This is a genomic window from Mycobacterium sp. (assembly GCF_032159565.1).
Classification (GTDB): domain Bacteria; phylum Actinomycetota; class Actinomycetes; order Mycobacteriales; family Mycobacteriaceae; genus Mycobacterium.
Genome location: NZ_JAVHWR010000195.1, coordinates 19,914 through 44,016 on the forward strand (window position 1 = coordinate 19,914; position 24,103 = coordinate 44,016).

Below are 24,103 nucleotides of genomic sequence, written 5' to 3' on the forward strand. Positions count from 1 at the left end.
GGCGAGGCGATCGTCGTTACTCATGGGTCATCCCCCAAGTACCGCGGCTGTGGATCAAGAGTTGACGGTCCGCAGAACTACGAAGGAATGCCCGTCCAGCCGCGTGGCGTCGACGTCGACAGTCGGCTCGCCCCATGCCAATAGCGGCTCGCCGGTCACCGGGACCGTGACGTCTTCGGAGTTCAGGTTGCAGACGATGGCCAGCGAGCCCCGGTGCATGACGATCCAGCGCTCGTCTTCGTCGTAGTCGATCTTCAAGTCGTCCAGCCAGTGGTCGGCCATGTCGGGTTCATTCCGCCGCAGTGAAAGCAGTCCCTGGTAGACGCGCCGTAGCCGGCTGTGATCCCCGTCGTCGATCTCGTCCCAATTCAACTTCGACCGCAGGAACGTCTCAGGATCCTGTGGGTCCGGGATTTCGTCTGCATCCCAACCGTGTTCGGCGAACTCGCGCTTGCGGCCCTCGGCGGTGGCCCTGGCCAGATCGGGTTCAGGATGGGAGCTGAAGAACTGGAACGGGCTCGACGATCCCCACTCCTCACCCATGAACAGCATTGCCGTATAGGGCGATCCGAGTGCCAGAGCTGCCTTCACGGCCTGCTGACCGGGGCTCAGGTTCTGCGAGGGTCTGTCGCCGACGGCCCGGTTGCCGACCTGGTCGTGGGTGAGCGTGTAGGCCAGCAGCCGGGTGGCCGGGATCGTCGCGGTGTCCAGTGGACGGCCGTGGCGCCTGCGCCGGAACGACGAGTACGTGCCCGCGTGGAAATAGCCGTGTTTCAGCGTCTCCGCCAACGCCTCGACCGACCCGAAATCGCCGTAGTAGCCCTGGCGTTCACCCGACACCGCGGCGTGGACCGCGTGGTGGATATCGTCGTCCCACTGCGCGGTCATGCCATAGCCGCCACGGTCGCGGGGCGTGATCAGTCGGGGATCGTTCTTGTCACTTTCTGCCACCAGCGACAGCGGCCGGCCCAGTTCTGCCGCCAGTGCGTCGGTTTCGGTGGACAGTTCCTCGAGTATGTGGACTGCCGTGGTGTCGACCAGTGCGTGCACGGCGTCGAGTCGCAGGCCGTCGGCGTGGAAGTCGCGCATCCAGCGCAGCGCGCAGTCGATGATGTAGCGCCGCACTTCGTCGGCATCGGTGTCGGCGATGTTGATCGATTCGCCCCACGGGTTGCTGCCCGTCGATAGATAGGGTCCGAACTTCGGCAGGTAGTTGCCTGACGGGCCGAGGTGGTTGAAGACCGCGTCGATCAGCACGCCGAGTCCGCGGTTGTGGCAGGCGTCGACGAGCCGCACCAGGCCGTCGGGACCGCCGTACGGTTCGTGCACGGCGTACCAGAGCACACCGTCGTATCCCCAGCCGTGCGTACCGCCGAACGCGTTGACCGGCATGAGCTCGACGAAGTCGACACCGAGATCGACCAGGTAATCCAGCTTGTCGATGGCCGAGTCGAATGTGCCCTCTGGAGTGAAGGTGCCGATATGTAGTTCGTATATCGCGCGGCCCTCGATCGACCGGCCTTCCCAGCCGTCGTCGGTCCACGCATCGGTTGCCGGCCGCCACAGCTGTGAGCGTTCGTGCACTCCGTCGGGCTGCCGGGGCGATCGTGGATCGGGAAGGACTGTCGGGTCGTCGTCGAGCACGAACCCGTAGCGGGCGTCTTGGCGGGCGTCGACGTCCGCGCGCCACCATCCGTCGTCGGACCGCGTCATCGGGTACACCGTGCCGTCGACGTCCAGCTGCACCCGGTCGGGACGCGGAGCCCAGACCGCGAACGCCGTCGGCCGAGCCGACGTTCCGGAATCAGTCATCCACCCGCTCCAGCAGTGCCACGGGCAGATCGGCGAACAGGTCGGCGGGCGACACCGATCCGCTGTACCGGCCGGTGCCGAGGCGGTCCTTCCAGGTCCCGGTCGGGAGCGCAAGAACCGTTTCGCCCCAGCCTGATTCGGCGAGCCGCACGGAATGCCGAGTCACCGCCGTCAGCACATCCGACCCCCGGACGAACGCCGCCAGGTGCGCGGACGCCGGGCCCTCGGCGAGCAGCGGCGTGTACCCACCGTCGGTGAAGACGTCCGGCTTCTCGCGGCGCAGTCGGAGGGCGGCGGCGACGACCCGCATCTTGGGATGGCTCATCGTCGACAACGCCTCACGCCGCGCCGAGAAGTCGACCGGTCGGCGGTTATCGGGGTCGACCAGGCTGTCGTCCCACAATTCGGTTCCCTGATAGACGTCGGGCACGCCGGGTGCGGTCAGCTGGATCAGCTTCTGACCGAGGCTGTCGCTGCGGGCGTGCTCGTCGAGCCGTCCCACGAACTTGGTCACTTCGGTGGCCAGCGGCCCATCGATGAGTCCGTCGATCCAGGTGTGGACGGCTTTCTCGAAGTCCGCGTCGGGGTCGTTCCAGGTTGTGTGGATATCTGCTTCGCGGATCGCCTTCTCGGCGTACGCGTGCAGGCGACCACGCAGTTCATCGGAAACCGCCCCGTCGGGCGGCCATACGCCGAAAATGTTCTGCCACAGAAAAAGTCCGGTCATCGGGTCGGGGGAGGGCGCGCGCTTCTCCCACGCGCTGACGAACTCCGCCCACAGCGACGGCACCTGTGACAGGGTCCCGATTCGCGCGCGCACGTCTTCGCCGCGCTTGGTGTCGTGTGTGCTCAACGCCGTCATTGCCCAAGGCCACAAGTCGGCACGCACCGTGGCCCGCTGGTGAAATTCGGCGACGCTGACACCGAAGCGGTCCGGTTCGCCGCCGACCTCGTTGAGCGACACCAGGCGGGGGTCGCGGTAGAACAGACAGTCCTCCATCGACTTCGCCGTCGCGGCGCCGCACAACTGCTGCAGGCGTACGGCTGTCGCGCGGTCACTTCCGACCGCGGCGGCGACGATCGCCAACGGCTCCGCCAGATCAGGTCGATCGTCGACGGCCTCGGCCAGCGCGGTGGGCAGCACCAATGACAGGTTCAGGTAATCGGAGCGGTACACACCGATACGGCTCAGCAGCACGGCGACGGCTTCGCCCAGCTGCGGATGCACGTAAGCCGTTGCAGCCGTGATGGTTCGGCACAACCGCGACAGCTCGCTTCCAAGGGTGTTGGTGACGACGCCGACCTTGAGCGCACGCGCGATCTGAGACGTCTCGTCGTAGCTGAACCCGGTCGAATCGACAAGGTCGGTCAGCGGGCCGACACCCGCGGGATCGAGGAACAACCCCCCGATCTCACGCAACGCGTCATAGCCGGTGGTGCCCGCCACCGGCAGGCTCGGATCCAGGGCTTCGTCTACGGCGAGGATCTTTTCGATGACGATCCAGGCCTGCGGTCCGGTGATCTCGCGCAGCCACGTCAGATAGCCGGCGGGGTCGGACAATCCGTCCGGGTGGTCGATGCGAACGCCGTCGACAAGGCCCTCGTCGAACCAGCGCTTCACCTCGACGTGGGTGGCGTCGAAGACCGCGCGGTCCTCCTGCCGCAGACCGGCCAGTGACGTGATCGAGAAGAACCGCCGATAACCGGATATGCCGCTGCGCCAGCCGATCAGGCGGTAATGCTGGCGGTCGTGCACTTCGCGGCCGCTGCCCGAGCCGGTTCCCGGTGCGATGGGATAGCCGAGGTCGCCGAGCCGCAGCACATCTCCGTCTACCACGAGGTCGTCGACGTCGTCATCAGAACCCAGCACCGGCAACACGATTCGGCCGTTGTCCAGGGTCCAGTCGATATCGAAAAAGGAGGAGAACGGCGAGTCGCGGCCGTGCTCGAGCACGTCCCACCACCATGGGTTCTGCTTGGGATCGTCGACGCCGACATGGTTGGGCACGATGTCGACGATCAGGCCCATGCCACGCGCGCGCGCCGCCGCCGACAACCGGCCCAGCCCTTCGGCGCCGCCCAGTTCGGCCGACACCGAGGTGGGGTCGGTGACGTCGTAACCGTGCGTCGAACCGTGCACAGCGGTCAGGATCGGGGACAGGTAGAGGTGCGAGACTCCGAGTTCGTCGAGGTAGGGCAAGAGGTCCTCGGCGTCGGCGAAAGTGAAGCAGTCGCCGCGCATCTGGAGTCGATAGGTCGACAGCACAGGAGAAGGCATGGCTCAGGCGGTCTTACGCAGAACCAACAGCGACCGGGGCTGCAGCGGGATCTTCTCGCCCGACGCGACGACGAGGTCGGTGTCGCCCGTCGGGTTGGCGGTGTCCAGGTCGGCGGTCCACTCCTTTGCGTAGTCGCCGCGCGGAGCGATGAAGTCCTGTTCCTGGTCGTGCGCGTTGAAGCACAACAGGAACGAGTCGTCGACGACGCGCTCGCCGCGTTCGTTGGGAGCCGGGATGGCCTCGCCGTTGAGGAAGACCGCCACACACTGGGCCAGGCCCGCACCCCAGTCTTCCGGTGTCATCTCGTTGCCGGCCGGGGTCAACCACGCGATGTCGCGGCCCTGGTCGCCACTGCGGATCGGCTTGCCCTCGAAGAACCGGCGACGACGGAACACGGAATGGCTCTTCCGCAACTGGGTCACCTTGCGGGTGAACGCCAGATGGTCGGCGTTCGTCTCGCACTTCGACCAGTCGGTCCAGGAAAGCTCGGAGTCTTGGCAGTAGACGTTGTTGTTGCCTTTCTGGGTACGGCCCATCTCGTCACCGTGCGACAGCATCGGGGTGCCCTGGGACAACATCAGCGTGCCCATGATGTTGCGCATCTGCTTACCGCGCAGAGCCAGGATGTCCGGGTCGTCGGTCGGTCCCTCGACGCCGCAGTTCCACGACCGGTTGTGGCTCTCGCCGTCGCGGTTGTCTTCTCCGTTGGCCTCGTTGTGTTTCTCGTTGTACGACACCAGGTCGTTCAACGTGAAGCCGTCATGACAGGTGACGAAGTTGATGCTCGCGCTGGGCCGCCGCCCCGTCGCCTCATAGAGGTCAGACGAGCCGGTCAGCCGGGAGGCGAATTCGCCGAGGGTCGCGGGTTCGCCCCGCCAATAATCGCGCACAGTGTCGCGATATTTCCCGTTCCACTCGGTCCACAAACCTGGAAAATTCCCCACCTGGTAGCCGCCCTCGCCGATGTCCCACGGCTCGGCGATCAGCTTTACCTGGCTGACCACGGGATCCTGCTGGACCAGGTCGAAAAACGCGCTCAGCCGGTCGACGTCGTAGAACTCGCGGGCCAGTGTGGCGGCCAGATCGAAACGGAAGCCGTCTACATGCATCTCGAGCACCCAGTAGCGCAGCGAGTCCATGATCAGCTGCAGAGTGTGCGGATGGCGGGCGTTGAGGCTGTTGCCGGTGCCGGTGAAGTCCTTGTAGAACTTCAGATCCCCGTCGAGCAGCCGGTAGTAGGCGGCGTTGTCGATTCCGCGGAAGTTGATCGTCGGGCCGAGGTGACTGCCCTCTGCGGTGTGGTTGTAGACCACGTCGAGGATCACCTCGATGCCGGCCTCGTGGAACGTCCGCACCATGGTCTTGAACTCGGCGACCGCTCCGCCGGCGTGTCGGCTGAACGAGTACTGATAATGCGGCGCGAAGAACCCGAAAGTGTTGTAGCCCCAGTAGTTTCGCAGCCCGAGATCGAGAAGGCGGTGATCGTGCATGAACTGGTGTACCGGCATCAGCTCAATCGCGGTGACATTCAGCGACTTCAGATGCTCGATGATCGCGGGATGGGCCAGCCCCGCGTAGGTGCCTCGTTGTTCCTCGGGTATCGCCGGGTGGCGCTGCGTGAGGCCCTTGACGTGCGCCTCGTAGATGACCGTCTCGTGGTACGGCGTGCGCGGTGCGCGGTCGGATGCCCAATCGAAGTACGGGTTGATCACGACGCTGGTCATGGTGTGGCCCAGCGAGTCGATTCCAGGGCGATTTCCCGTGTCGGCGGGATCCACCTTGGCCGCCTCCAGGTCGTAGGAGAACAGCGCCTGCGTGAACTCGAAGTCGCCGTGGAAGGACTTGCCATACGGGTCCAGCAGCAGCTTGCTGGGATCACATCGGTGTCCGGCCGCCGGATCCCACGGGCCATGGACCCGGAAGCCGTAGCGCTGTCCCGGCGTGATCGTCGGCAGGTAGGCGTGCCAGACGTACCCGTCCACCTCGTCGAGGTCGATCCGCTCCTCGGTGCCGTCCTTGGCCACCAGGCACAGCTCGACCTTCTCGGCGACCTCGGAGAACAGCGAGAAATTGGTGCCTGCGCCATCGTAGGTGGCACCGAGCGGATACGGAGTACCGGGCCACACCGTCGTCGAGGACATCATTCGACCTTATCGGCGCCCACGGTCCGATGCGCGGCAGTCACCACCAGTGGGTGGCAGCCCCGATCTGGCGGCCGAGCTCGTCGGCCATCGTGCGCATGTACGTCTTGGAGATGTGGTGAGAGTCGTGATAGATCAGCACGTTTCCCTCGACGGCTCGGCAGACGTCTCTGCGGCACACCGCGTCACTGAGGTCGAGCGGTTTCAGCAACGGGAACCGGTTCGCCCACGGCAGGGTGGGGTTGAACTTGGCCAGCACATCCGAGCGCCGTATTCCGCACGAGATTCCGTTGCCTCGGTCGGCGAGGCAGTCGGCGGGGAAGAACGGCATGCCCTTGCGTACCAGCCACGGAGTGTCACGCATCGCGAGGATTGGAATGTCGTTGTCCGACAGGGTTTGCCAGATCCCGACATAGGTGCCCGGCATCACGTCGCCCGGCTTGATGTTCCACGGCCGGGTGGCAGTGGTGAACACGAAGTCGGGACGATCGGCGATGAGCTTCTTCATCACCGCCTCGTTCCAGGTGTGGCATTTGGGATAGGGCCTGTTGTCGCCCATCACCAGCGGGACATCCTCGGTGGTCAGCGGGCAGCCCATCTTCAGGTAGGTCGTCACCTTGAAATGGTGTTGTTTGCCCAGCAGGTCGAGCGCCGTGATCCAGTGTTCGGCGTGTGACCCTCCGGCCAGCGCAATGGTGTGCGGCGCCGACTGGTCGCCGTAAGCGCAGGTGATCACGTCGACGTCGTCGAAATCGCTGATGCAGCCGTCCACGGTGGTCTCCGGCAGGTCCTGTTTGGCCTCGAGCACCGTGGGCCGCATCGGCGCGGTGGGGACCGGCGCGTTGTCGAGCAGTGCGTGTGCACCGGGGTAGTCGCGCAGGTCGAGCCCGACCAGTTGTTCGGCACTCGCGTCCTGGACCATCACATGCTCGCGCCAGGTGAAGGACGTCGCGGTCAAGGCCACTCCGAGCAGCACCACCACCGAGCCCAGCGCGATGGTCGGCCTGCGCAGGCGGGTGCGAAGCGGCACCTTCGCCGCCGAACCGGTGTTCGGCGCGGTGGAGCGGTAACGCAGCGGGTTCTCGACGTACTTGGTGGTCAGCCAGGCCAGCACGACCGACACCAACAGCACGCAGGCGCCGTCGAAAAAGCCGACTCGCTGCCTGTCGGCGTAGACCAGCCAGAAGATGAGCAGCGGCCAGTGCCATAGGTAGAGCGAGTACGCGATCGACCCGAGCCAGATGAACGGTTTGGTGGCCAGTAGCCGGTTCGGGGCGGGCAGCTTGCCGCTGGTGTGCGGGTCGGAATGCCGGTTGGCTCCGGTGAGGATGAACAGCATGGTGGCGCCGACGGGCACCAGTGCCCACGGTCCCGGGAACTCCTTCACGCCGTTGATCAATGCGCCGCAGGACAGGATCGCGACAAGTGCGACCAACGCCACGGTGGTGCGCAGCCACATCGGCCAGCGGATGTGTCCGACCAGCGCGCCGACCAGCGCGCCGAGCAGAAGCTCCCAGCCACGCGCGAAGCTGTTGTAATACGCGGTCGCCTGGTCCGCGTCGTGAGCAAAGATCGCATAGGCGAACGATGCGATGGTCAGCGCGCTCAACATCACGACGAGTGACACCCGCATGTATCTGCCGAGAACCCGGCGGCAGACAAGGGCGAACAGGAAGATCAGTGCGAGAAACGTTAGGTAGAACTGACCTTGGACCGACATCGACCAGATGTGCTGCAGTGGACTCACCGACTCACCGGCGCGGAGGTAGTCCGACGCAGTGTTCGCCAATTCCCAGTTCTGGAAGTAGGCGAGGCTGGCCAGGCTCTGGTCAGCAAACGTCTCCCAACGCGTCTCCGGTTGGATCAGGATCGTCAGCACGGCCGCCGCGGCCAGCACCACGACCAGTGCGGGCAGCAGCCGGCGAACCAGCCGGGACACTTCGGGAACGGGTGAAAGCGATGCGCCGGGCGTCAGCGCGGCCCGCAGCAGGCGGCCGCCGAAGAAGAATCCCGACAAGGCGAGAAAAACGTCCACGCCGCCCGAAACGCGACCGAACCAGACGTGGAACACTGCGACGAGGGCGATCGCGATACCGCGAAGGCCGTCCAGATCGTGGCGGTAGAAGCCGGACTTGCGGTCAGCCGCGGACACGCCCTTGCCGGGAGCGCCCGCGCTGACCACCGCCGGCCGGGGAGGGGCGAGGGTCATCATGGTCGCGGGTCAATCTACCGAAAATGGCTGTGTGACTCATGTCCGCCGTGCCGCCGCCCGCTTCGGTGGCAACGGGTATCGACCGGCAAAGGGTTAGGCTCGTTTCCGATGTCCGCGTTGACGCCCGCTGAAATCAGCGCAATCGACGCCGCCCACCTCTGGCATCCGTACAGCACGATCGGCGCCGAGGCGATGCCGCCCGTGGTCGCCGTGGGGGCGAGCAGGGCGTGGCTGACGGTGATACACGAGGGCAAGCGCGTCGACGTGCTCGACGCGATGAGCTCGTGGTGGACCGCGATCCACGGGCACGGCCACCCGGCTCTCGACTACGCCATCGCCTCCCAGCTGGCCAGAATGAACCACGTCATGTTCGGCGGGCTGACCCACGAACCGGCGGCTCGGCTCGCCCAGCTGCTGGTGGACATCACGCCCGACGGGCTGGACACCGTCTTCTTCAGCGACTCGGGATCGGTCTCGGTCGAGGTCGCGGTGAAGATGGCGCTGCAGTACTGGCGCAGTCTCGGTCGTCCGAACAAGCACAGGTTGATGACGTGGCGCGGGGGCTATCACGGTGACACCTTCACGCCGATGAGCGTGTGCGACCCGGACGGCGGCATGCACTCGTTGTGGACCGACATCCTGGCGCATCAGGTCTTCGCCCCGCAGGTGCCCACCGAATACGACCCGGCCTACAGCGCGGCCTTCGAGGCGCAACTGGCCGAACATGCCGACGAACTCGCGGCCGTCATCGTCGAGCCGGTCGTGCAGGGCGCCGGTGGCATGCGATTCCATGACCCGCGGTATGTGAGCGACCTGCGGGACATCTGCACGCGCCACCAGGTGCTGCTGATCTTCGACGAGATCGCCACCGGTTTCGGCCGCACCGGCGCGCTGTTCGCCGCGGAGCACGCCGGTGTGGACCCCGACATCATGTGTGTCGGCAAGGCGCTCACAGGTGGATACATCACCCTGGCCGCCACGCTGTGCACGACGGACATCGCACACACGATCAGCAGGCACGAGCCGGGTGCGCTGATGCACGGCCCAACGTTCATGGCCAATGCGCTGGCGTGCGCGGTGTCGGTGGCCTCGGTTGAGCTGCTGCTCGGTCAGGATTGGCGGGCGCGAATCGTCGAGATCGAGGCGGGCCTGCGCGAGGGCCTCGAGCCGGCCCGGTTGCTGCCCGGCGTGGCCGACGTCCGTGTGCTCGGCGCCATCGGTGTCATTGAGATGGCGGAACCGGTCGACATGCCGGTGGCCACCGCGGCGGCGTTGGAGCACGGCATCTGGCTGCGCCCCTTCCGCAACCTGGTGTATGCCATGCCGCCCTACATCTGCACCCGGGAGGAGATCGGGCAGATCACCTCCGCGATGGTCGCCGTCGCCCGTGCACTAACCTGAACACTGTTCAATTGTCGGCTCAGCCGACGTGTTCAATTGTCGGCTCAGCTAGGAGCATCGTGACGCGGGTAGGCCTTTCCCCACTGGCGTGGCTCGACGAGGTCGAGCGTGACCGGCGTGCGGCCGGACTGCGCCGGTCGCTGCGCACGAGGCCGCCGGTAGGCGCCGAACTCGACCTGGCCTCCAACGACTATCTGGGTCTGTCGCAGCATCCCGATGTGATCGACGGCGGCATTGCCGCACTGCGCACCTGGGGCGCGGGATCGTCGGGTTCACGGCTGGTGACCGGAAACACCGAACTGCATGAGGGCTTCGAGGCCGCGCTTGCCGACTTCGTCGGCACCGAGTCGGCGCTGGTGTTCTCGTCGGGCTATACCGCCAATCTGGGTGCGGTGGTCGCATTGTCCGGTCCGGGCTCGCTTCTCGTGTCCGACGCGCTGACCCATGCGTCACTGGTCGACGCCTGCCGTCTGTCGAGGGCGCGGGTGGCGGTGACGCCGCATCGCGATGTGGCCGCGGTGGCGCACGCGCTGTCGTCGCGCGACGAGGATCGTGCCGTGGTGATCACCGATTCGGTCTTCAGCGCCGACGGTGACCTCGCTCCGCTGCGCGAATTGCATGATGTCTGCCGTCGCCACGGCGCGCTGCTGATCGTCGACGAGGCGCACGGGCTGGGCGTGCGGGGGACCGGCGGGCGGGGCTTGCTGGAGGAAGTCGGCCTGGCCGGTGCGCCGGACGTCGTGATGACCGTGACGATGTCCAAGGCGCTCGGCAGCCAGGGCGGTGCGGTGCTCGGACCGGCTGCGGTGCGCGCTCACCTTATCGACGCGGCCAGGCCCTTCATCTTCGACACCGGGCTGGCGCCGGCGGCCGTTGGCGCAGCGTGGTCGGCCCTGCGGGTGTTGACAGCCGAACCGTGGCGGCCGCAGGACGTGTTGCGCTACGCCGCCGAACTGGCCAAGGTGTGCGACGTTTCCGACCAACCGGAATCGGCGGTGGTGTCGGTGGTTCTCGGTGCGCCCGAGGTGGCGCTCGCCGCCGCGACCGCATGCCTCGACAGGGGTGTGCGGGTGGGATGTTTCCGTCCGCCGACAGTGCCCACGGGCACGTCGCGGCTGCGCCTGACCGCGCGGGCATCGCTGTCCGAGAACGAGATGGCACTCGCGCGCACGGTGCTCACGGAAGTGTTGTCGACGGCTCGCCGGTGAGCGTTCTCGTCGTCACAGGCACCGACACCGGCGTCGGCAAGACGGTGGCAACCGCCGCGCTGGCGTGTCATGCGCGGCTGGCCGGTATCGACGTCGCGGTGTGCAAGCCGGTGCAAACCGGCTACACCGACGGCGATGACGACCTGGCCGAGATCGGGCGGCTGTCCGGTGTCACTGAATTACACGGCCTTGCAAGGTTTCCCGAGCCTCTTGCTCCTGCGGCGGCGGCGGAGCGGGCAGGAACGCGCCTGCCGACCCGCAGAGATTTGGCGTCGATGGTCGCTTCGGCCGACCGGCCTGACCGGCTGACCCTGGTAGAGGGCGCAGGAGGCCTGCTCGTGGAGATCGGTGAGGGCGGGACGACGCTTCGTGGCCTCGCGATCGACCTCGCAGCTCCGGTGCTCGTTGTCGCCAGAGCGGGCCTCGGCACATTGAACCATGTTGCGTTGACGATGGAAGCCCTTGCTTCGCATAACGTTTGGTGTGCCGGACTGGTGATCGGAGCATGGCCGCAGAGCCAAGGGGTCATCGAATCGGGCAACCGCGAGGCGCTCTCGACGATGGCACCGCTACGGGCCGTGTTGCCCGACGGCGCAGGCGGTTACCAGCCTGCGCAGTTCGAGTCGATGAGCTCAGAGGCGTTCGACACGCAGTGGATCAGGTCTCTGGTCGGCTGAATGGTCCATTCCGTCGAGCTGCTCTTCGACTCCGAGACCGAGTCCGCGGTCCGGCGACTCTGGGACGACCTGACCGATGCAGGCGTACGAAGCCTGGCGAGCTCGACGTCGCCGACCAATCGGCCGCATGCGACGCTGGCGGTCGCCGAGCAGATGGATGACGCGGTCAACAACGCGCTGCGTCCGCTGCTGGAGGAGCTGCCGTTGGCCTGCACGCTGGGGGCGCCGATGCTGTTCGGACGCGGGCCGTTCACTCTGGTGCGCCTGTTGATCCCGTCCGTGCAGCTGTTGGCGCTGCAAGCCGAGGTGCACGCAGTGTGCCTGCCGTACATGTCGCCCGGCGCACTCCCGCACGCGAATCCCGGGCACTGGACGCCTCACGTCACGCTTGCGCGAAGGGTTCCGCAAGACAGGCTGACCGATGCGCTGTCGCTTCGCCGGATCTCGCGCGATCAGCGAGCAACAGCGATGGCACTGCGGCATTGGGACGGCAACAAGCGCGTGGAATACCCGATCACCGAACGGTCGATCGACTAAGGAATAGTTGCCGCAACGCTTTTCGGGACGCACATCCGCCATGCGTCGACAACGATCTCGCGTAATTCGACGGCGTCGACGGCGTCGAGGTGGACGTGAACCCAGTTGTACCGCATGTCGGACGGCCTCGGCAGCATGAACTTGTCGGGTTCGGAGGCGACGAGTCCGGCACGCTCCTCCTTGGGGAAGGCGAAACCCATCACCGTCTCGTCCCGGGAGAACGCGAGGTAGACGATCCGTCCGATACGAAACTTGATCCGGTCGCCGACCACCACCTCGTAGGACCGCGGCAGGGTCGAGGTTATGCGCCGCACATCAGCGACGGTGATCACGCCTGTGACGTTAGTCGGGGCCGCCGACAACGGCGCGCCGCGCGGCGATGCCGTCGACAAGCAGCGCGAGCCCGAATCCGAAGCGATCGCCTGCCTCATCCGTCAGCACCGACTGCTCGTCCGGCAGAACGGCGCCGGCGGCGTCCCATTGAAGCCGGGACTGCTCGTCGGCGGTGAACCCCAGCACGTAGTAAACGACGGTTCGGGCCGCCAACGCCGCATGCGCGTCCGCGACGCCCGCATCGGTGGCGGCCTCGCCCAAGCGCGCCACGATCTGCGTCATCGCCCCGGACTGGCCTGCGGCGAAGCTGGCCGACACCAGCTCCGCACCGTCGGTGTGCGACAGCAGGGCATCCCGCAGCCGGCCGCAGACTTCCACTACGCGATTTCGCCAATCGCCGGGGACGTCGCCGACGGGCTCGAGGATTCGGTCGGCGATCGCGCCGAGAAGCTCCTGCTTGTTCGCGAAATGCCAGTACAGGGCACCGGCGGAGACATTCAACTCCCGCCCGAGCCTGCGCATCGTCAGGTCGGCGATCCCATAGGTGTCCAGGATCGCCGTCGCCGCCTCGACCACGTCGCGTTTGTGCAGCTGCACCTCGCTACCATAACCTGAACGGTGTTCAATTCCCGGCTCGGCCGAGGTGTTCAATTCTCGGCTCGGCCGAGGTGTTCAATTCTCGGCACCGCCGAGGTGTTCAAGCTTGTGATAGGAGCAGTGGTTTGACGGACATCCTGACCGAGGCCCGCGAGCAGGTGCTCGAACGAGGTGAGGGCCTGACGCAGGACCAGGTGCTGACCGTGCTGCAGCTGCCCGACGACCGGCTCGACGAGTTGCTCGAACTGGCCCACGACGTGCGGATGCGCTGGTGCGGTCCGGAGGTCGAGGTCGAGGGCATCATCAGCCTCAAGACCGGGGGCTGCCCAGAGGACTGCCATTTCTGTTCGCAGTCCGGGCTTTTCGCCTCGCCGGTACGCAGCGCATGGCTCGACATTCCGAGCCTCGTCGAAGCCGCCAAGCAGACGGCCAAGTCCGGTGCGACGGAGTTCTGCATCGTGGCGGCTGTGCGCGGCCCCGACGAACGCCTGCTGGCGCAGGTGGCCGCGGGCATCGAGGCGATCCGCAACGAGGTCGACATCCAGATCGCCTGCTCGCTGGGCATGCTGACGCAGGACCAGGTCGAGCGGCTGTCGGCGATGGGCGTGCACCGCTACAACCACAACCTGGAGACCGCCAAGTCCTTCTTCCCCGAGGTGGTGACCACCCACTCCTGGGAGGAGCGCTGGGACACCTTGTCGATGGTCCGCGATGCCGGCATGGAGGTCTGCTGCGGCGGCATCCTCGGCATGGGTGAGACGCTGGAGCAGCGTGCCGAGTTCGCGGCGAATCTGGCCGAACTCGACCCCCACGAAGTCCCGTTGAACTTCCTCAACCCGCGCCCCGGCACACCCTTCGGCGACCTGGACGTGCTGCCCGCGTCGGAGGCGCTGAAGGCGGTCGCGGCATTCCGGCTGGCGCTGCCGCGCACCATGTTGCGATTCGCGGGCGGCCGCGAGATCACTCTTGGCGACCTCGGCGCCAAGCAGGGCATCCTGGGCGGCATCAATGCCGTCATCGTCGGCAACTACCTCACGACGCTGGGCCGTCCGGCCGAGGCGGACCTGGAGCTGCTCGACGATCTCCAGATGCCGATAAAGGCGCTCAACGCCACGATCTAGTGGTGGCTTCTCGGATGGGACCCGCCAAATTCAACGTCTACACTGGCGAGCCCGCAGGCGGCGCCGTGCCCACTGCGGCCCAACTCGGACTCGAGCCACCACGGTTCTGCGCGGAATGCGGCAGGCGGATGGTGGTGCAGGTGCGCCCCGACGGGTGGACGGCCAAATGCTCCCGGCACGGCACCCAGAACTCTAAGGACCTTGACAAGCGATGAATGAGGTTGCAGCACCGCGGATCTCACATGAGCGCGCCGCCGTGACAGTGGTCGTCGGTCTTGCTCTGGCCGGTGCCGCGATCGGTGCGCTGTGGGCTTGGATCGCACCGCCGGTCCACGGCGTCATCGCACTGACCAAAAGCGGCGATCACGTGCACGCCGCTCTTGGTAGTGAATCGGACAACTTCTTCATCGCGGCGGTGCTGCTCGTCGGGATGGCGGTGGTGCTGGCCGTGGTGACCGCGGTGTTGGTGTGGCAGTGGCGGCCCCACCGCGGGCCGGTGTTGTGCGCCGCGCTGGGACTCGGTTCTGCGGCCGCGTTCGGTGTGGCCGCGGGCGTGGGTGCGTTGATCGTGAGGGCCCGCTACGACGTCATCGACCTCGCCGGTGCGGCGATCTCGCCGGAGCATCGCGTGGTCTACGTGACCGAGGCGCCGCCGGTGTTCTTCTCGCACTCAGGGTGGTTGATCGCCGCATCGGTGCTGTTTCCCGTGGCGCTGGCGATGCTGGCCTACGCCCTCATCGCGGTGTCGACGTCACGCGATGATCTCGGCGGCTGGCCTCCGGAGGAGCCGATCCTGCCGGCCCCGATCAGAGTGGACGGCGTTCTACCGTCCGCCCGGTAACGACTTTCGCGACGATCCGTACCAGCCTGGCCATGCCTACGTAGGTCATCGGATTGAGCATCGTTGGCCACTTCGTCCGGACGATGTGCTCGCTCACCGGCTTTCCCGCGAACCGGTCGGTCAGCCAGCGCAGGGCCATCGGCGCCGACAACGGGTGCAGCGATACGTGTTCGCTGAAGAGATCCCGGTGGTAGGTCACCGAGGCGCCGCCGGATTCGTAGATGTCGGTCAGCTCGTCGATGTCCTCGACGGCCACGATCGGGTCGTGCACCGCCTGCACGATCAGCACCGGCACGCTCGGCACAGCCGTGCCCAGCTTGATGCTGTCGAATACCTTCTGCACCTCGGGCATGTCGAGGATCTCGTTCAACGGCCGGTCGACCAACTTACCCATGTCCATGCCAACGAGCCGCAGCACCGCGTGTGCGGTGGTCATCTGCTCGGCCCGCAGCAGCATCGCCTTGCCGGTGTCGGTCGCGTGCTCCTGAATGACGCGGTCGAGGTCCGGATACGCGTGTGTCAGCGCCGCGACCACCATGGCGGGCAGTCCGGAGAAGACGCCGCCATTGAGGCGACGGAAGGCATGGCCCAGATCGGCGACGGGAGATCCGAGCACAGCGCCGACGATGTTCAGCTCGGACGCATACGACCCGGCCATCTCGGCGGCCCACGAAGTCGCGAGGCCGCCGCCCGAGTAGCCCCACAGCCCGATCGACGCAGCGGCCGACAGGCCCAGCTTCTCCGTGCTCAACGCCGCGCGTAGCCCGTCGAGGATCCGATATCCCGGCTCATAGGGTGTGCCCCAGGCCCCCTTGGCGCCCTCGTGGTCGGGTACCGACACCGCCCAGCCCTCGGCGAGCGCCGCGGCGATGAGGAAAAACTCGAACTGGGCGAGCGCTCCCGGCGCCAGCGCCCGCCTGCGCAACGCATAGGAGGGGAAGCAGCGGGACGTAACGGCGTCGATGGCGCACTGATACGACAGCACGGGGCAGACCTGCCCGGCAGCGCGCTCGGCGGGGCCGATGACCGTGGTGACGGTCGCCTCCGGGTCGCCGTTCATGTCGGTGCTGCGGTACAGCAGCTGGGTGGCGGTGAACTTCTGCGGGATCAGCCCGAGGAAGGCAACCTCGACGTCACGGCTGCGCAGGACGGTTCCCGGCGCGGCGTGCTCGAAGCCCTGCGGGGCTTCGTAGAACGGGTCATCCCTTGGCAGCTGCGGACGGGCGCCCCGCACGATCTCCTCGTGCGGTACGGAACCGATCCATTCGGCACCGGTGCGCACGCGAGGAGCAGAAGAAGATCCGGCCGGTGCGGCGCTGCCCAAGTCCATCCGGCCATTGTGGCTTAAGAAGACATTAAGAATCCAGTCGCGTCCGTGAAGCGCCGTTCAGCACCGCTCACCCGGGCGGCCGCAGCGCCGCGAACTCGTCGGTGACGCGGTAGGCCGACTCGGTGAAGCGATACAGGGCCGCGGGCCGACCGCCGCTGCGCCCCGATCGGGCGGTCGTGCCGGTCGGGGAGATGACGCCGCGTCGTGCGAGCACGCGCTGCAGGTTGGTGGCGTCGACTTGATGACCCAGCGTGGCACCGTAGATATCCCGCAATGTCGACAGGGCGAATTCTCTTGGGGCCAGGGCGAACCCGATATTCGTGTATGACATCTTCGCCACCAGTCGGGTGCGCGCGTATTCGACCATCGTTCCGTGGTCGAACGCCATCGGCGGCAGCGCATTGACCGGATGCCAGCGGGTGTCGGGCGGCAACTCAGGGGTGGCGGGGGAGGGAACCAGGCCGAGAAACGTGGACGCGATGGTGCGGGCGCCGGGAACGCGGTGCGGGTCGGAGAACACGGCCAGCTGCTCAAGGTGAGCTAACTCACGTAGGTCCACCTTCTCGGCGAGCTGTCGCCGAACTGAACTGGTCATGTCCTCGTCGTGACGCAGCTGCCCACCGGGCAGTGACCAGGCACCACGCTGCGGTTCTTTCGCCCGTTCCCAGAGCAGCACGCTGAGCTGTGGGTTCCGGGTGCTCAGCTGCCGAACCTGAAAGACGACGGCAAGCACTTCGTGCTCAGTGCTAGTATTAGCCATGTTTTCGATTGTAAGTCGAAAACCTACGGTCTGCGAGGAGGCGGCCATGACGGTTTTGGACGACCGGATCATCAACGGTCCGACCGGCTATTCCGGCGTCGACGGCGACGAGGAATGGGCCGCCGAGGTGCGACGCCTGGCCAACCTGCGTGGCGCGACGCTGCTGGCGCACAACTACCAGCTGCCTGCCATTCAGGACGTCGCCGACCACGTCGGCGACTCGCTGGCGTTGTCGCGGATCGCCGCGGCAGCCCCCGAGGAAACCATCGTCTTCTGCGGCGTCCACTTCATGGCCGAGACCGCGAAGATTTTGTCTCCGGACAAGACGGTGCTGATCCCCGACCAGCGCGCCGGCTGTTCACTGGCCGACTCGATCACCGCCGACGAGCTGCGCGCGTGGAAGGCCGAGTATCCCGGTGCCGTCGTGGTCTCCTACGTCAACACCACCGCAGCGGTGAAGGCGGAAACCGACATCTGCTGCACGTCGTCCAACGCCGTCGAAGTCGTGGCCTCCATCCCCGAGGACCGCGACGTCCTGTTCTGCCCGGACCAGTTCCTCGGCGCGCATGTCCGGCGGGTCACCGGTCGCGAGAACATTCACGTCTGGGCGGGCGAATGCCATGTGCATGCCGGCATCAATGGCGACGAACTGGCAGAAAAGGCGCTCGCACATCCCGACGCCGAGCTCTACGTGCATCCCGAATGCGGCTGTGCCACATCGGCTCTGTACCTGGCAGGTGAGGGCGCTTTCCCCGAGGATCGGGTGAAGATCCTGTCCACCGGAGGCATGCTGGACGCGGCTCGCGAGACCCGTGCCCGTCAGGTGCTGGTCGCCACCGAGGTCGGCATGCTGCACCAGTTGCGTCGGGCCGCACCCGCAGTCGACTTCCGCGCCGTCAACGACCGTGCGTCGTGCAAATTCATGAAGATGATCACCCCGGCCGCCTTGCTGCGCTGCCTCATCGAGGAAGCCGACGAGGTCGACGTCGATCCTGAGGTCGCCGCCCGCGGCAGGGCCAGTGTTGTGCGGATGATCGAGATCGGCACACCCGGCGGCGGTGAATGATGTGGCATCAGCGGGCCGACGTCGTCGTCGTCGGAACCGGGGTCGCGGGACTGGTCGCCGCGCTGGCCGCACACCGTCGCGGCCGCAAGGTGGTCGTGCTGAGCAAGGCCGCCGACACCGCGACGTTCTACGCGCAGGGCGGCATCGCGGTGGTGCTGCCGGACACCGACGACTCGATCGACGCCCATGTCGCCGACACGATTGCCGCGGGCGCCGGTCTATGCGATCCCGATGCGGTGCGCTCCATCGTGTCGGACGGTTACCGCGCGGTTCGTGAATTGGTCGATGTCGGAGCGCAATTCGACGAGACCGAGACCGGCCGCTGGTCGCTGACGCGCGAGGGCGGCCACTCGCGGCGCCGCATCATCCATTCCGGTGGCGACGCCACCGGCGCCGAGGTGCAGCGGGCGCTCGACCACGCCGCGGCGACGCTGGACATCCGGCGCAACCACGTTGCGCTGCGGATCCTGCAGGCCGGTGGTGCGGTGACCGGCGTCTACGTGCTCAACGAGGACGGTGCTGGCATCGTGCACGCGCCGTCCGTCGTACTCGCGACGGGCGGCCTCGGCCATCTGTATTCGGCCACCACCAATCCCGAGGGATCGACCGGTGACGGTGTGGCGCTGGCGTTGTGGGCGGGTGTGCCGATCAGCGACATCGAGTTCATCCAGTTCCATCCGACCATGCTGTTCGACGGCAATGCGGGCGGCCGCCGCCCGTTGATCACCGAAGCCGTCCGTGGTGAGGGCGGGATACTGCTCGACCGGCAGGGCAATTCGATTACCGCAGGCGTCCACCCGATGGGCGACCTGGCGCCCCGCGACGTCGTCGCGGGTGCCATCGACGCCAGGCTGCGCGCAACCGGTGATCCCTGCGCGTACCTCGACGCCCGCGCCATCGCGGGTTTCGATCGTCGCTTCCCGACGGTTACCGCCGCGTGCCTGGCGGCGGGCATAGATCCGACGCGCCAACCGATTCCGGTGGTGCCGGGGGCGCACTACAGCTGCGGCGGTGTGGTCGCCGATGTGCACGGCCGCACCGATCTCGCGGGGTTGTTCGCCGCGGGTGAGGTGGCGCGCACGGGAATGCACGGCGCGAACCGGTTGGCGTCCAACAGCCTGCTGGAAGGGCTGGTGGTGGGCGGCCGTGCTGGGCAAGCGGCGACGCAGCACGCCATCGACGCCGGAGAGATGCGCGCCGAGCTGGGTGATGTCGAGACGCGGTTTGCGCTGCCGCGCAGGAAGTTACAGCGAGCGATGTCGCGCTATGCCTCGGTCGTACGGGACGCTGATGGCCTGCAGCAGCTGACGCGGGAACTCGACGCCGCTGATTCCCGCGATCTCGACTGCCGGACCAGCTTCGAGGACGTCGCGTTGACCACCACGGCCCGCGCCGTCACCGCTGCTGCGTTGACCCGCACCGAATCTCGCGGATGCCATCACCGCTCCGACTTCCTCGACGCCGACCCGGCATTGGCGCACAGCCGGTTGCTCGAGGCGGCACGCTGCTGATGGAATTGTCCGCTGACGAGCTGACCGAGGCTCGCAGGGTGATCGCGCGCGCCCTGGAGGAAGACCTGCGTTACGGGTCCGATGTCACCACGCTGGCGACGGTGCCTGCCGATGCCACCACGACGGCCTCGATGGTGACGCGTGACCCCGGCGTCATCGCCGGGGTCGACATCGCACTCCTGGTCCTCGACGAGGTGCTCGGCCCGGACGAATACCGGTTGAAGTACCGCGTCGAGGACGGAGCCCACCTCGACGCGGGTGGAGTCCTGCTGGTCGTGGAAGCGCCGACGCAGGGGTTGTTGACCGCCGAGCGGACCATGCTGAATCTGGTTTGCCATCTGTCGGGCATCGCGACGACCACCGCTGCGTGGGTCGAGGCCGCCGAGGGCACCAACGCGAAGATCCGCGACACCCGTAAGACGCTGCCGGGACTGCGCGCGCTGCAGAAGTATGCGGTGCGCGTCGGCGGCGGTGTCAATCACCGGATGGGGCTGGGCGACGCGGCGCTGATCAAGGACAACCATGTCGCGGCGGCCGGTTCGGTGGTGGCCGCGCTGCGTGCCGTCCGCGAGGTGGCGCCGGATCTGCCCTGCGAGGTCGAGGTGGATTCGCTCGAGCAGCTCGACGACGTACTGGCAGAGAACGTGGAACTCGTTCTGCTCGACAATTTTCCGGCGTGGCAGACGCAGATCGCGGTGCAACGCCGCGATGCCCGTGCACCCCAGACGAAACTCGAGTCGTCAGGCGGGTTGTCGCTGGACTCCGCGGCCGAATACGCGGGTACAGGCGTCGACTACCTGGCCGTCGGCGCCCTCACCCACTCCGTTCGAGTGCTGGATATCGGTCTGGATCTCTAGCCGTGAACTGCGCGCGCTGGGCTGACGAGCGTTCGCACGGCCACCTTCGCGGCAGTCAGGGCGGCATCGTCACCTGCAATACGTGACAGGATCAACGCCCCTTCGATGAGGGCGATGACGGCCAGCGCAGTCCGCTTGGCTTCGCCATCCGCCCAGCCGTCGCCCTGGAGGCGCTCAGCGACGGCGGCACTCCAGCCGGCGAACGCTCGAGCGGAAGCGTCGCGCACCTGTGAACTGGCGTTGACCGACTCGGTGGCGATCGGCTCGATCGGGCAGCCGTCGCGTTGGTCGGAGGCCAACTGCACGATCAGCATGTCGATCCAGCCGTCGACGATGTCGGCCACCGCCGAGTCGCTGTCCAGGAACCGGCGCAGCAGCCGTTCGATCTCGCCACCCGCGGAGTCGACGACGGCGGCCGCGAGTTCCTGTTTTCCGTCCGGGAAGTGGTGGTAGAGCGAGCCGGCCTTGACGTCTGCGGTCTCCAAGATCTGGTTGACGCCGGTGGCCGCATAGCCCTGCCGACGGAACAGCAGGGCCGCGGTGTCGATCAGCGCGGCACGGCTTCGATCGGGGCGGGGCACCCCTTGACAATACTAGAACGGTCGCTCAAGAATACTTGAACGACCACTAAAGAAGGGCCACGGGATGCAACAGCTGGTGTTCGAGGAGGCCGGGCGATACGCATGGCGGGAAGCAGCTGACCCCGAGTTGACCGATGTCCGCCAGGCGCTGGTGAGGCCGCTGATGGTGGCCTGCTGCGACCTCGACGTCGCCGTCGCCGAGGGCGTGTTGCCCATGCCGCCCGGGCATGCCGTCGGGCACGAGGGGGTAGCGGAAGTCGTCGCTGTCGGCGACGAGGTCACCAGCGTGCGGGTCGGCGACCGCGTCGTGGTGCCGTTTCAGATCAACTGCGGGGACTGCAATGCGTGCCGTCGCGATGTGACCGGGTCCTGCGCATCGCTTCCGCTGATGGCGATGTACGGGATGGCTCCACTCGCCGGGGTGGACGGCGGCGGGTTCATGGCCGATCTCGTGATGGTCCCGTTCGCGGACGCGATGCTGCTGCCTGTTCCCGACGGTGTCGACCAGGCGGCGATCGCATCGCTGTCGGACAACATTCCCGACGGCTGGCGCGCGATCGGTCCGTACCGCGCGGAGTTGGCCGCCCTCGACGAGGTCGATCGCCGCATCCTTGTCGTCGGCAGGCGGTCGATCGGCTTGTATGCGGCGGCTTTCGGGTCGGCTTACGGGGCGCAGGTCGACTACGTCGACACCGACGAAGGGCGGCTCGCGATGGCTGAGAAGCTCGGCGCCCGCGTCCACGAGCGGCCAAGGCCGGACAAGTCGTGGGACCCGTATCCGGTGACGGTGCACACGTCGGCGGACCCGGCGGTGCTCGCCGCCACACTGCGCGCGACATGGGCCGACGGTGTCTGCACCGACACCGGCATCTATTACCAGGACGCGGTCGAGATGCCGCTGTTGTCGATGTACACCCGCGGCGTCCGCTTCGTCACCGGTCGGGTCAACGCCCGGGCGGTGATTCCGGAGATCCTCGAATTGCTCGCCGCAGGCTGCGATCTGTCTCCTGCCGTGGAGCGCGTGGTGCCGTGGGATGACGCGCCGGAAGTGTGGCCGGCGATGACCGGGAAGACGATCTACGCACGGGTTTGAGGCGGTGACGGACGCCTATGCGGTAGCAGAGCCGCGACGTACCAGTGACAGCACGACGGCGGCCGCGGCGAACAGCCCGGAGAACACGCGATTCACGGTCGTCTGTTGGCGAGGTGTGTGCATCCACTTCAGCAGTCGCGAGGCGAGTGCGTCGTAGAGCCCCATCACCACGAGGTCGACGCCGACCATGGTCACGCCGATGGCCAGATATTGCGGTAGCAGAGCGACGGTGGGCACGACGAATTGTGGCAGCACGGCGAGGAAAAACACCAATCCCTTGGGGTTGGTCGCGTTGACCAGGAATCCGCGGAACACAAGAGACAGCCTGCCGCCGCTCGTCGGCTGTCCGATTTGTTCGCGCAGATCAACTGTGGCGCTGCGCCATTGCCGGACGGCGAGGTAGATCAGGTAGCCGACGCCGATCCACTTGACGATGTTGAACGCAAGGATCGAGTTCGTGACGATCGCGCCGAGCCCAAGGGCCACGAGCGCGAGTTGCAGCATGAGGCCGATCTCGAGCCCGAGGATGCTCCAATATCCGCGCCGAACACCATGGGTCAGGCCGGTGGCCATCGACTGGATGGCGCCGGCGCCCGGGGAGACGGCGATCGCAATCGCCGCGCCGAAGAACGTCAGCCAGACTTCCCATGCCACCGCGACAGTGTGTCACGCGATGTCGGCGACAAGCACTCCCATTTTGCGGACCTGCACACGGGCCATGTACGGCAGGCCCTCGGCGCTCCCGCCGGCAGGCACGATGCGCGGGTTGACGATGTGCACGGTCCGGCTGCCGAAGACCACATCGGCCTCGTTGGCGGCGAGCACATTCTTCACCCAGTCGGTCTTTCCGTGCCCCAGTGCGACGGCGAGCACCTTGTCCTTGCGGAAGGGTGTGACGACGGTTTCATAGGTCTTGCCGGACTTGCGGCCGCGGTGCCTGATCGTGGCCAGACCTGGCATGATTCGCGAGATCCGTTTGACCAGCGGGTTCATGTATTTGATCTGTAGGCGCTCGAATGCAGGCGGGTAGACCATCGGCACGCCGGGCGCGTTGTTGGGGTGATCCTTGGCGGACATGATGTGGACATTACGCATGTCATGCCCGCGCCCGAAGAGCGCGACAAGATTGACGACGACTCGCGCTCAAAGTTCGCTGGTCGGACTCAATCGCCGTTACGATCCCCGCATGTCTGAGCATTCGGCGCCTTCCCGGGGTTTTATCGTTTCCGTTTTGGCACTAGTCGTCGCGCTGATCGCCGCGGGCCTTGCCCTCTGGGCGTTGCTGAAGGCGCCGGACTCGCAATCGGCGTCGACCTTCACCGGCACCACGACCGACGATCCGAAGGGCAGCATCTGCGAGGATTTCAACGTCATCCGCAACGGCGTCCAGATCAACACGAACCTGCAGCCGCCCGGCGGACCAGACGATGTCACCGGCTCGATGGCGGTGGCGGCCAACGCCCGCCTCTCGCTGTACGACGGCGGACAGTACCTGCTCGCGCGTCTGCAGCCGGGCACGCCTGCCGAGCTTGCCGACGCGGTTCGCAAGTTCGCCAACGATCTGATGGACATCGGGGCCAGGTCGACATCGGGCATACCGAACACCGATCCCGGCCAGGCGGCACGGTTGAAGGAAGCCGACGAGGCGAACGCCACGATCACCAATCTGTGCAAGTGAGCGCCCGCCTCAGCTGACCAGCGACGCGGCGCGCCATGCCGCGGCGATATCGATTTGGCCTGTTCTGG

General features: G+C 66.7%; 23 protein-coding genes. 12 read left to right on the forward strand and 11 right to left on the reverse strand.

Annotation, left to right across the window (positions count from 1 at the left end):
• Positions 1-54: 54 nt before the first annotated feature.
• From treZ to sucT, 4 genes are read right to left on the reverse strand one after another with little or no spacing between them, the layout of a single operon-like run.
• Positions 55-1,812, reverse strand: coding sequence for a malto-oligosyltrehalose trehalohydrolase (gene treZ, locus QOC76_RS26185; RefSeq protein WP_526361950.1), 1,758 nt, complete (start codon positions 1,810-1,812; stop codon positions 55-57).
• Positions 1,805-4,090, reverse strand: a complete 2,286-nt coding sequence (treY, locus tag QOC76_RS26190; protein WP_526361952.1) for a malto-oligosyltrehalose synthase — start codon at positions 4,088-4,090, stop codon at positions 1,805-1,807. The genes treZ and treY overlap by 8 nt, the downstream gene beginning before the upstream one ends.
• Before the next feature lie 3 nt (positions 4,091-4,093).
• Positions 4,094-6,232: a glycogen debranching protein GlgX gene (glgX, locus tag QOC76_RS26195; protein ID WP_526361955.1), complete on the reverse strand. Its 2,139-nt coding sequence runs from the start codon at positions 6,230-6,232 to the stop codon at positions 4,094-4,096.
• A 40-nt stretch (positions 6,233-6,272) separates the two neighbouring features.
• On the reverse strand, positions 6,273-8,444 hold the full coding sequence (sucT, locus tag QOC76_RS26200; RefSeq protein WP_526361957.1) for an acetyltransferase SucT: 2,172 nt from the start codon (positions 8,442-8,444) through the stop codon (positions 6,273-6,275).
• Positions 8,445-8,552: 108 nt separating this feature from the next.
• On the opposite strand from sucT, the gene bioA reads away from it, so the two are divergent.
• Genes bioA through QOC76_RS26220 form a run of 4 tightly spaced genes read left to right on the forward strand, consistent with a single transcriptional unit; the run spans position 8,553 to position 12,267 of the window.
• Positions 8,553-9,845 (forward strand): adenosylmethionine--8-amino-7-oxononanoate transaminase, encoded by a 1,293-nt coding sequence (gene bioA / locus QOC76_RS26205; RefSeq protein WP_526361959.1) that lies wholly within the window; start codon positions 8,553-8,555, stop codon positions 9,843-9,845.
• A gap of 59 nt (positions 9,846-9,904) precedes the next feature.
• Positions 9,905-11,053, forward strand: coding sequence for an 8-amino-7-oxononanoate synthase (bioF, locus tag QOC76_RS26210; protein ID WP_526361961.1), 1,149 nt, complete (start codon positions 9,905-9,907; stop codon positions 11,051-11,053).
• The gene (bioD, locus tag QOC76_RS26215) at positions 11,050-11,730 is read left to right on the forward strand and encodes a dethiobiotin synthase (protein ID WP_526361963.1); all 681 of its coding nucleotides are present in this window, start codon (positions 11,050-11,052) and stop codon (positions 11,728-11,730) included. Before bioF ends, bioD begins: the two co-directional genes overlap by 4 nt.
• Positions 11,731-12,267: a 2'-5' RNA ligase family protein gene (locus QOC76_RS26220; RefSeq protein WP_526361965.1), complete on the forward strand. Its 537-nt coding sequence runs from the start codon at positions 11,731-11,733 to the stop codon at positions 12,265-12,267.
• Here QOC76_RS26220 and QOC76_RS26225 read toward each other — a convergent pair.
• Together QOC76_RS26225 and QOC76_RS26230 are read right to left on the reverse strand one after the other, a co-directional pair.
• The gene (locus QOC76_RS26225) at positions 12,264-12,599 is read right to left on the reverse strand and encodes an MmcQ/YjbR family DNA-binding protein (RefSeq protein ID WP_526361967.1); all 336 of its coding nucleotides are present in this window, start codon (positions 12,597-12,599) and stop codon (positions 12,264-12,266) included. The two genes, QOC76_RS26220 and QOC76_RS26225, sit on opposite strands and share 4 nt — an antisense overlap.
• 10 nt (positions 12,600-12,609) lie before the next feature.
• Positions 12,610-13,197 (reverse strand): TetR/AcrR family transcriptional regulator, encoded by a 588-nt coding sequence (locus QOC76_RS26230; protein ID WP_526361969.1) that lies wholly within the window; start codon positions 13,195-13,197, stop codon positions 12,610-12,612.
• A gap of 125 nt (positions 13,198-13,322) precedes the next feature.
• Here QOC76_RS26230 and bioB point away from each other — a divergent pair, with 125 nt between their 5' ends.
• The 3 genes from bioB to QOC76_RS26245 are packed head-to-tail and all read left to right on the forward strand — an operon-like array spanning position 13,323 to position 15,159.
• Positions 13,323-14,318 (forward strand): biotin synthase BioB, encoded by a 996-nt coding sequence (gene bioB / locus QOC76_RS26235; RefSeq protein ID WP_526361971.1) that lies wholly within the window; start codon positions 13,323-13,325, stop codon positions 14,316-14,318.
• A gap of 14 nt (positions 14,319-14,332) precedes the next feature.
• Positions 14,333-14,533: a biotin synthase auxiliary protein BsaP gene (gene bsaP / locus QOC76_RS26240; RefSeq protein ID WP_526362125.1), complete on the forward strand. Its 201-nt coding sequence runs from the start codon at positions 14,333-14,335 to the stop codon at positions 14,531-14,533.
• A complete protein-coding gene (locus QOC76_RS26245; RefSeq protein WP_526361973.1) occupies positions 14,530-15,159 on the forward strand; it encodes a DUF2567 domain-containing protein in 630 nt (209 codons plus the stop codon). The genes bsaP and QOC76_RS26245 overlap by 4 nt, the downstream gene beginning before the upstream one ends.
• Here QOC76_RS26245 and QOC76_RS26250 read toward each other — a convergent pair.
• Together QOC76_RS26250 and QOC76_RS26255 are read right to left on the reverse strand one after the other, a co-directional pair.
• Positions 15,125-16,489 (reverse strand): lipase family protein, encoded by a 1,365-nt coding sequence (locus QOC76_RS26250; RefSeq protein ID WP_526361975.1) that lies wholly within the window; start codon positions 16,487-16,489, stop codon positions 15,125-15,127. The genes QOC76_RS26245 and QOC76_RS26250 overlap by 35 nt on opposite strands.
• A 67-nt stretch (positions 16,490-16,556) precedes the next feature.
• Positions 16,557-17,249, reverse strand: a complete 693-nt coding sequence (locus QOC76_RS26255; protein WP_526361977.1) for an NrtR DNA-binding winged helix domain-containing protein — start codon at positions 17,247-17,249, stop codon at positions 16,557-16,559.
• 46 nt (positions 17,250-17,295) lie between these two features.
• Here QOC76_RS26255 and nadA point away from each other — a divergent pair, with 46 nt between their 5' ends.
• Genes nadA through nadC form a run of 3 tightly spaced genes read left to right on the forward strand, consistent with a single transcriptional unit; the run spans position 17,296 to position 20,683 of the window.
• Entirely contained in the window at positions 17,296-18,315 is a 1,020-nt protein-coding gene (gene nadA / locus QOC76_RS26260) for a quinolinate synthase NadA (RefSeq protein WP_526361979.1), read from the forward strand.
• Complete coding sequence (locus QOC76_RS26265) at positions 18,315-19,826, forward strand: L-aspartate oxidase (protein WP_526362127.1); 1,512 nt, start codon at positions 18,315-18,317, stop codon at positions 19,824-19,826. Before nadA ends, QOC76_RS26265 begins: the two co-directional genes overlap by 1 nt.
• A complete protein-coding gene (gene nadC / locus QOC76_RS26270; RefSeq protein ID WP_526361981.1) occupies positions 19,826-20,683 on the forward strand; it encodes a carboxylating nicotinate-nucleotide diphosphorylase in 858 nt (285 codons plus the stop codon). The genes QOC76_RS26265 and nadC overlap by 1 nt, the downstream gene beginning before the upstream one ends.
• Here nadC and QOC76_RS26275 read toward each other — a convergent pair.
• Positions 20,680-21,264, reverse strand: coding sequence for a TetR/AcrR family transcriptional regulator (locus QOC76_RS26275; RefSeq protein WP_526361983.1), 585 nt, complete (start codon positions 21,262-21,264; stop codon positions 20,680-20,682). The two genes, nadC and QOC76_RS26275, sit on opposite strands and share 4 nt — an antisense overlap.
• A gap of 64 nt (positions 21,265-21,328) precedes the next feature.
• On the opposite strand from QOC76_RS26275, the gene QOC76_RS26280 reads away from it, so the two are divergent.
• Entirely contained in the window at positions 21,329-22,357 is a 1,029-nt protein-coding gene (locus tag QOC76_RS26280) for a zinc-dependent alcohol dehydrogenase (RefSeq protein WP_526361985.1), read from the forward strand.
• 15 nt (positions 22,358-22,372) lie between these two features.
• Here QOC76_RS26280 and QOC76_RS26285 read toward each other — a convergent pair whose 3' ends face one another.
• On the reverse strand, positions 22,373-23,011 hold the full coding sequence (locus tag QOC76_RS26285) for a LysE family translocator (protein WP_526361987.1): 639 nt from the start codon (positions 23,009-23,011) through the stop codon (positions 22,373-22,375).
• A 12-nt stretch (positions 23,012-23,023) separates the two neighbouring features.
• The gene (locus tag QOC76_RS26290; protein WP_526361989.1) at positions 23,024-23,434 is read right to left on the reverse strand and encodes a nitroreductase family deazaflavin-dependent oxidoreductase; all 411 of its coding nucleotides are present in this window, start codon (positions 23,432-23,434) and stop codon (positions 23,024-23,026) included.
• Positions 23,435-23,588: 154 nt separating this feature from the next.
• On the opposite strand from QOC76_RS26290, the gene QOC76_RS26295 reads away from it, so the two are divergent.
• Positions 23,589-24,035 carry a hypothetical protein gene (locus QOC76_RS26295; RefSeq protein WP_526361991.1) on the forward strand — a complete coding sequence of 149 codons (447 nt, stop codon included), beginning with the start codon at positions 23,589-23,591 and terminating at the stop codon, positions 24,033-24,035.
• Positions 24,036-24,103: the final 68 nt, after the last annotated feature.

What these genes read in the sequence shown, in the direction of transcription:
- QOC76_RS26220 (WP_526361965.1), top strand. Translation starts at nt 11,731, where the DNA reads ATGGTCCATTCCGTCGAGCTGCTCTTCGACTCCGAGACCGAGTCCGCG.
- treY (WP_526361952.1), bottom strand. Translation starts at nt 4,090, where the DNA reads ATGCCTTCTCCTGTGCTGTCGACCTATCGACTCCAGATGCGCGGCGAC.
- nadC (WP_526361981.1), top strand. Translation starts at nt 19,826, where the DNA reads ATGGAATTGTCCGCTGACGAGCTGACCGAGGCTCGCAGGGTGATCGCG.
- QOC76_RS26290 (WP_526361989.1), bottom strand. Translation starts at nt 23,434, where the DNA reads ATGTCCGCCAAGGATCACCCCAACAACGCGCCCGGCGTGCCGATGGTC.
- treZ (WP_526361950.1), bottom strand. Translation starts at nt 1,812, where the DNA reads ATGACTGATTCCGGAACGTCGGCTCGGCCGACGGCGTTCGCGGTCTGG.
- QOC76_RS26245 (WP_526361973.1), top strand. Translation starts at nt 14,530, where the DNA reads ATGAATGAGGTTGCAGCACCGCGGATCTCACATGAGCGCGCCGCCGTG.
- QOC76_RS26265 (WP_526362127.1), top strand. Translation starts at nt 18,315, where the DNA reads ATGTGGCATCAGCGGGCCGACGTCGTCGTCGTCGGAACCGGGGTCGCG.
- QOC76_RS26280 (WP_526361985.1), top strand. Translation starts at nt 21,329, where the DNA reads ATGCAACAGCTGGTGTTCGAGGAGGCCGGGCGATACGCATGGCGGGAA.
- sucT (WP_526361957.1), bottom strand. Translation starts at nt 8,444, where the DNA reads ATGATGACCCTCGCCCCTCCCCGGCCGGCGGTGGTCAGCGCGGGCGCT.
- bioA (WP_526361959.1), top strand. Translation starts at nt 8,553, where the DNA reads ATGTCCGCGTTGACGCCCGCTGAAATCAGCGCAATCGACGCCGCCCAC.
- glgX (WP_526361955.1), bottom strand. Translation starts at nt 6,232, where the DNA reads ATGTCCTCGACGACGGTGTGGCCCGGTACTCCGTATCCGCTCGGTGCC.
- QOC76_RS26250 (WP_526361975.1), bottom strand. Translation starts at nt 16,489, where the DNA reads ATGGACTTGGGCAGCGCCGCACCGGCCGGATCTTCTTCTGCTCCTCGC.
- nadA (WP_526361979.1), top strand. Translation starts at nt 17,296, where the DNA reads ATGACGGTTTTGGACGACCGGATCATCAACGGTCCGACCGGCTATTCC.
- bsaP (WP_526362125.1), top strand. Translation starts at nt 14,333, where the DNA reads ATGGGACCCGCCAAATTCAACGTCTACACTGGCGAGCCCGCAGGCGGC.
- QOC76_RS26255 (WP_526361977.1), bottom strand. Translation starts at nt 17,249, where the DNA reads ATGGCTAATACTAGCACTGAGCACGAAGTGCTTGCCGTCGTCTTTCAG.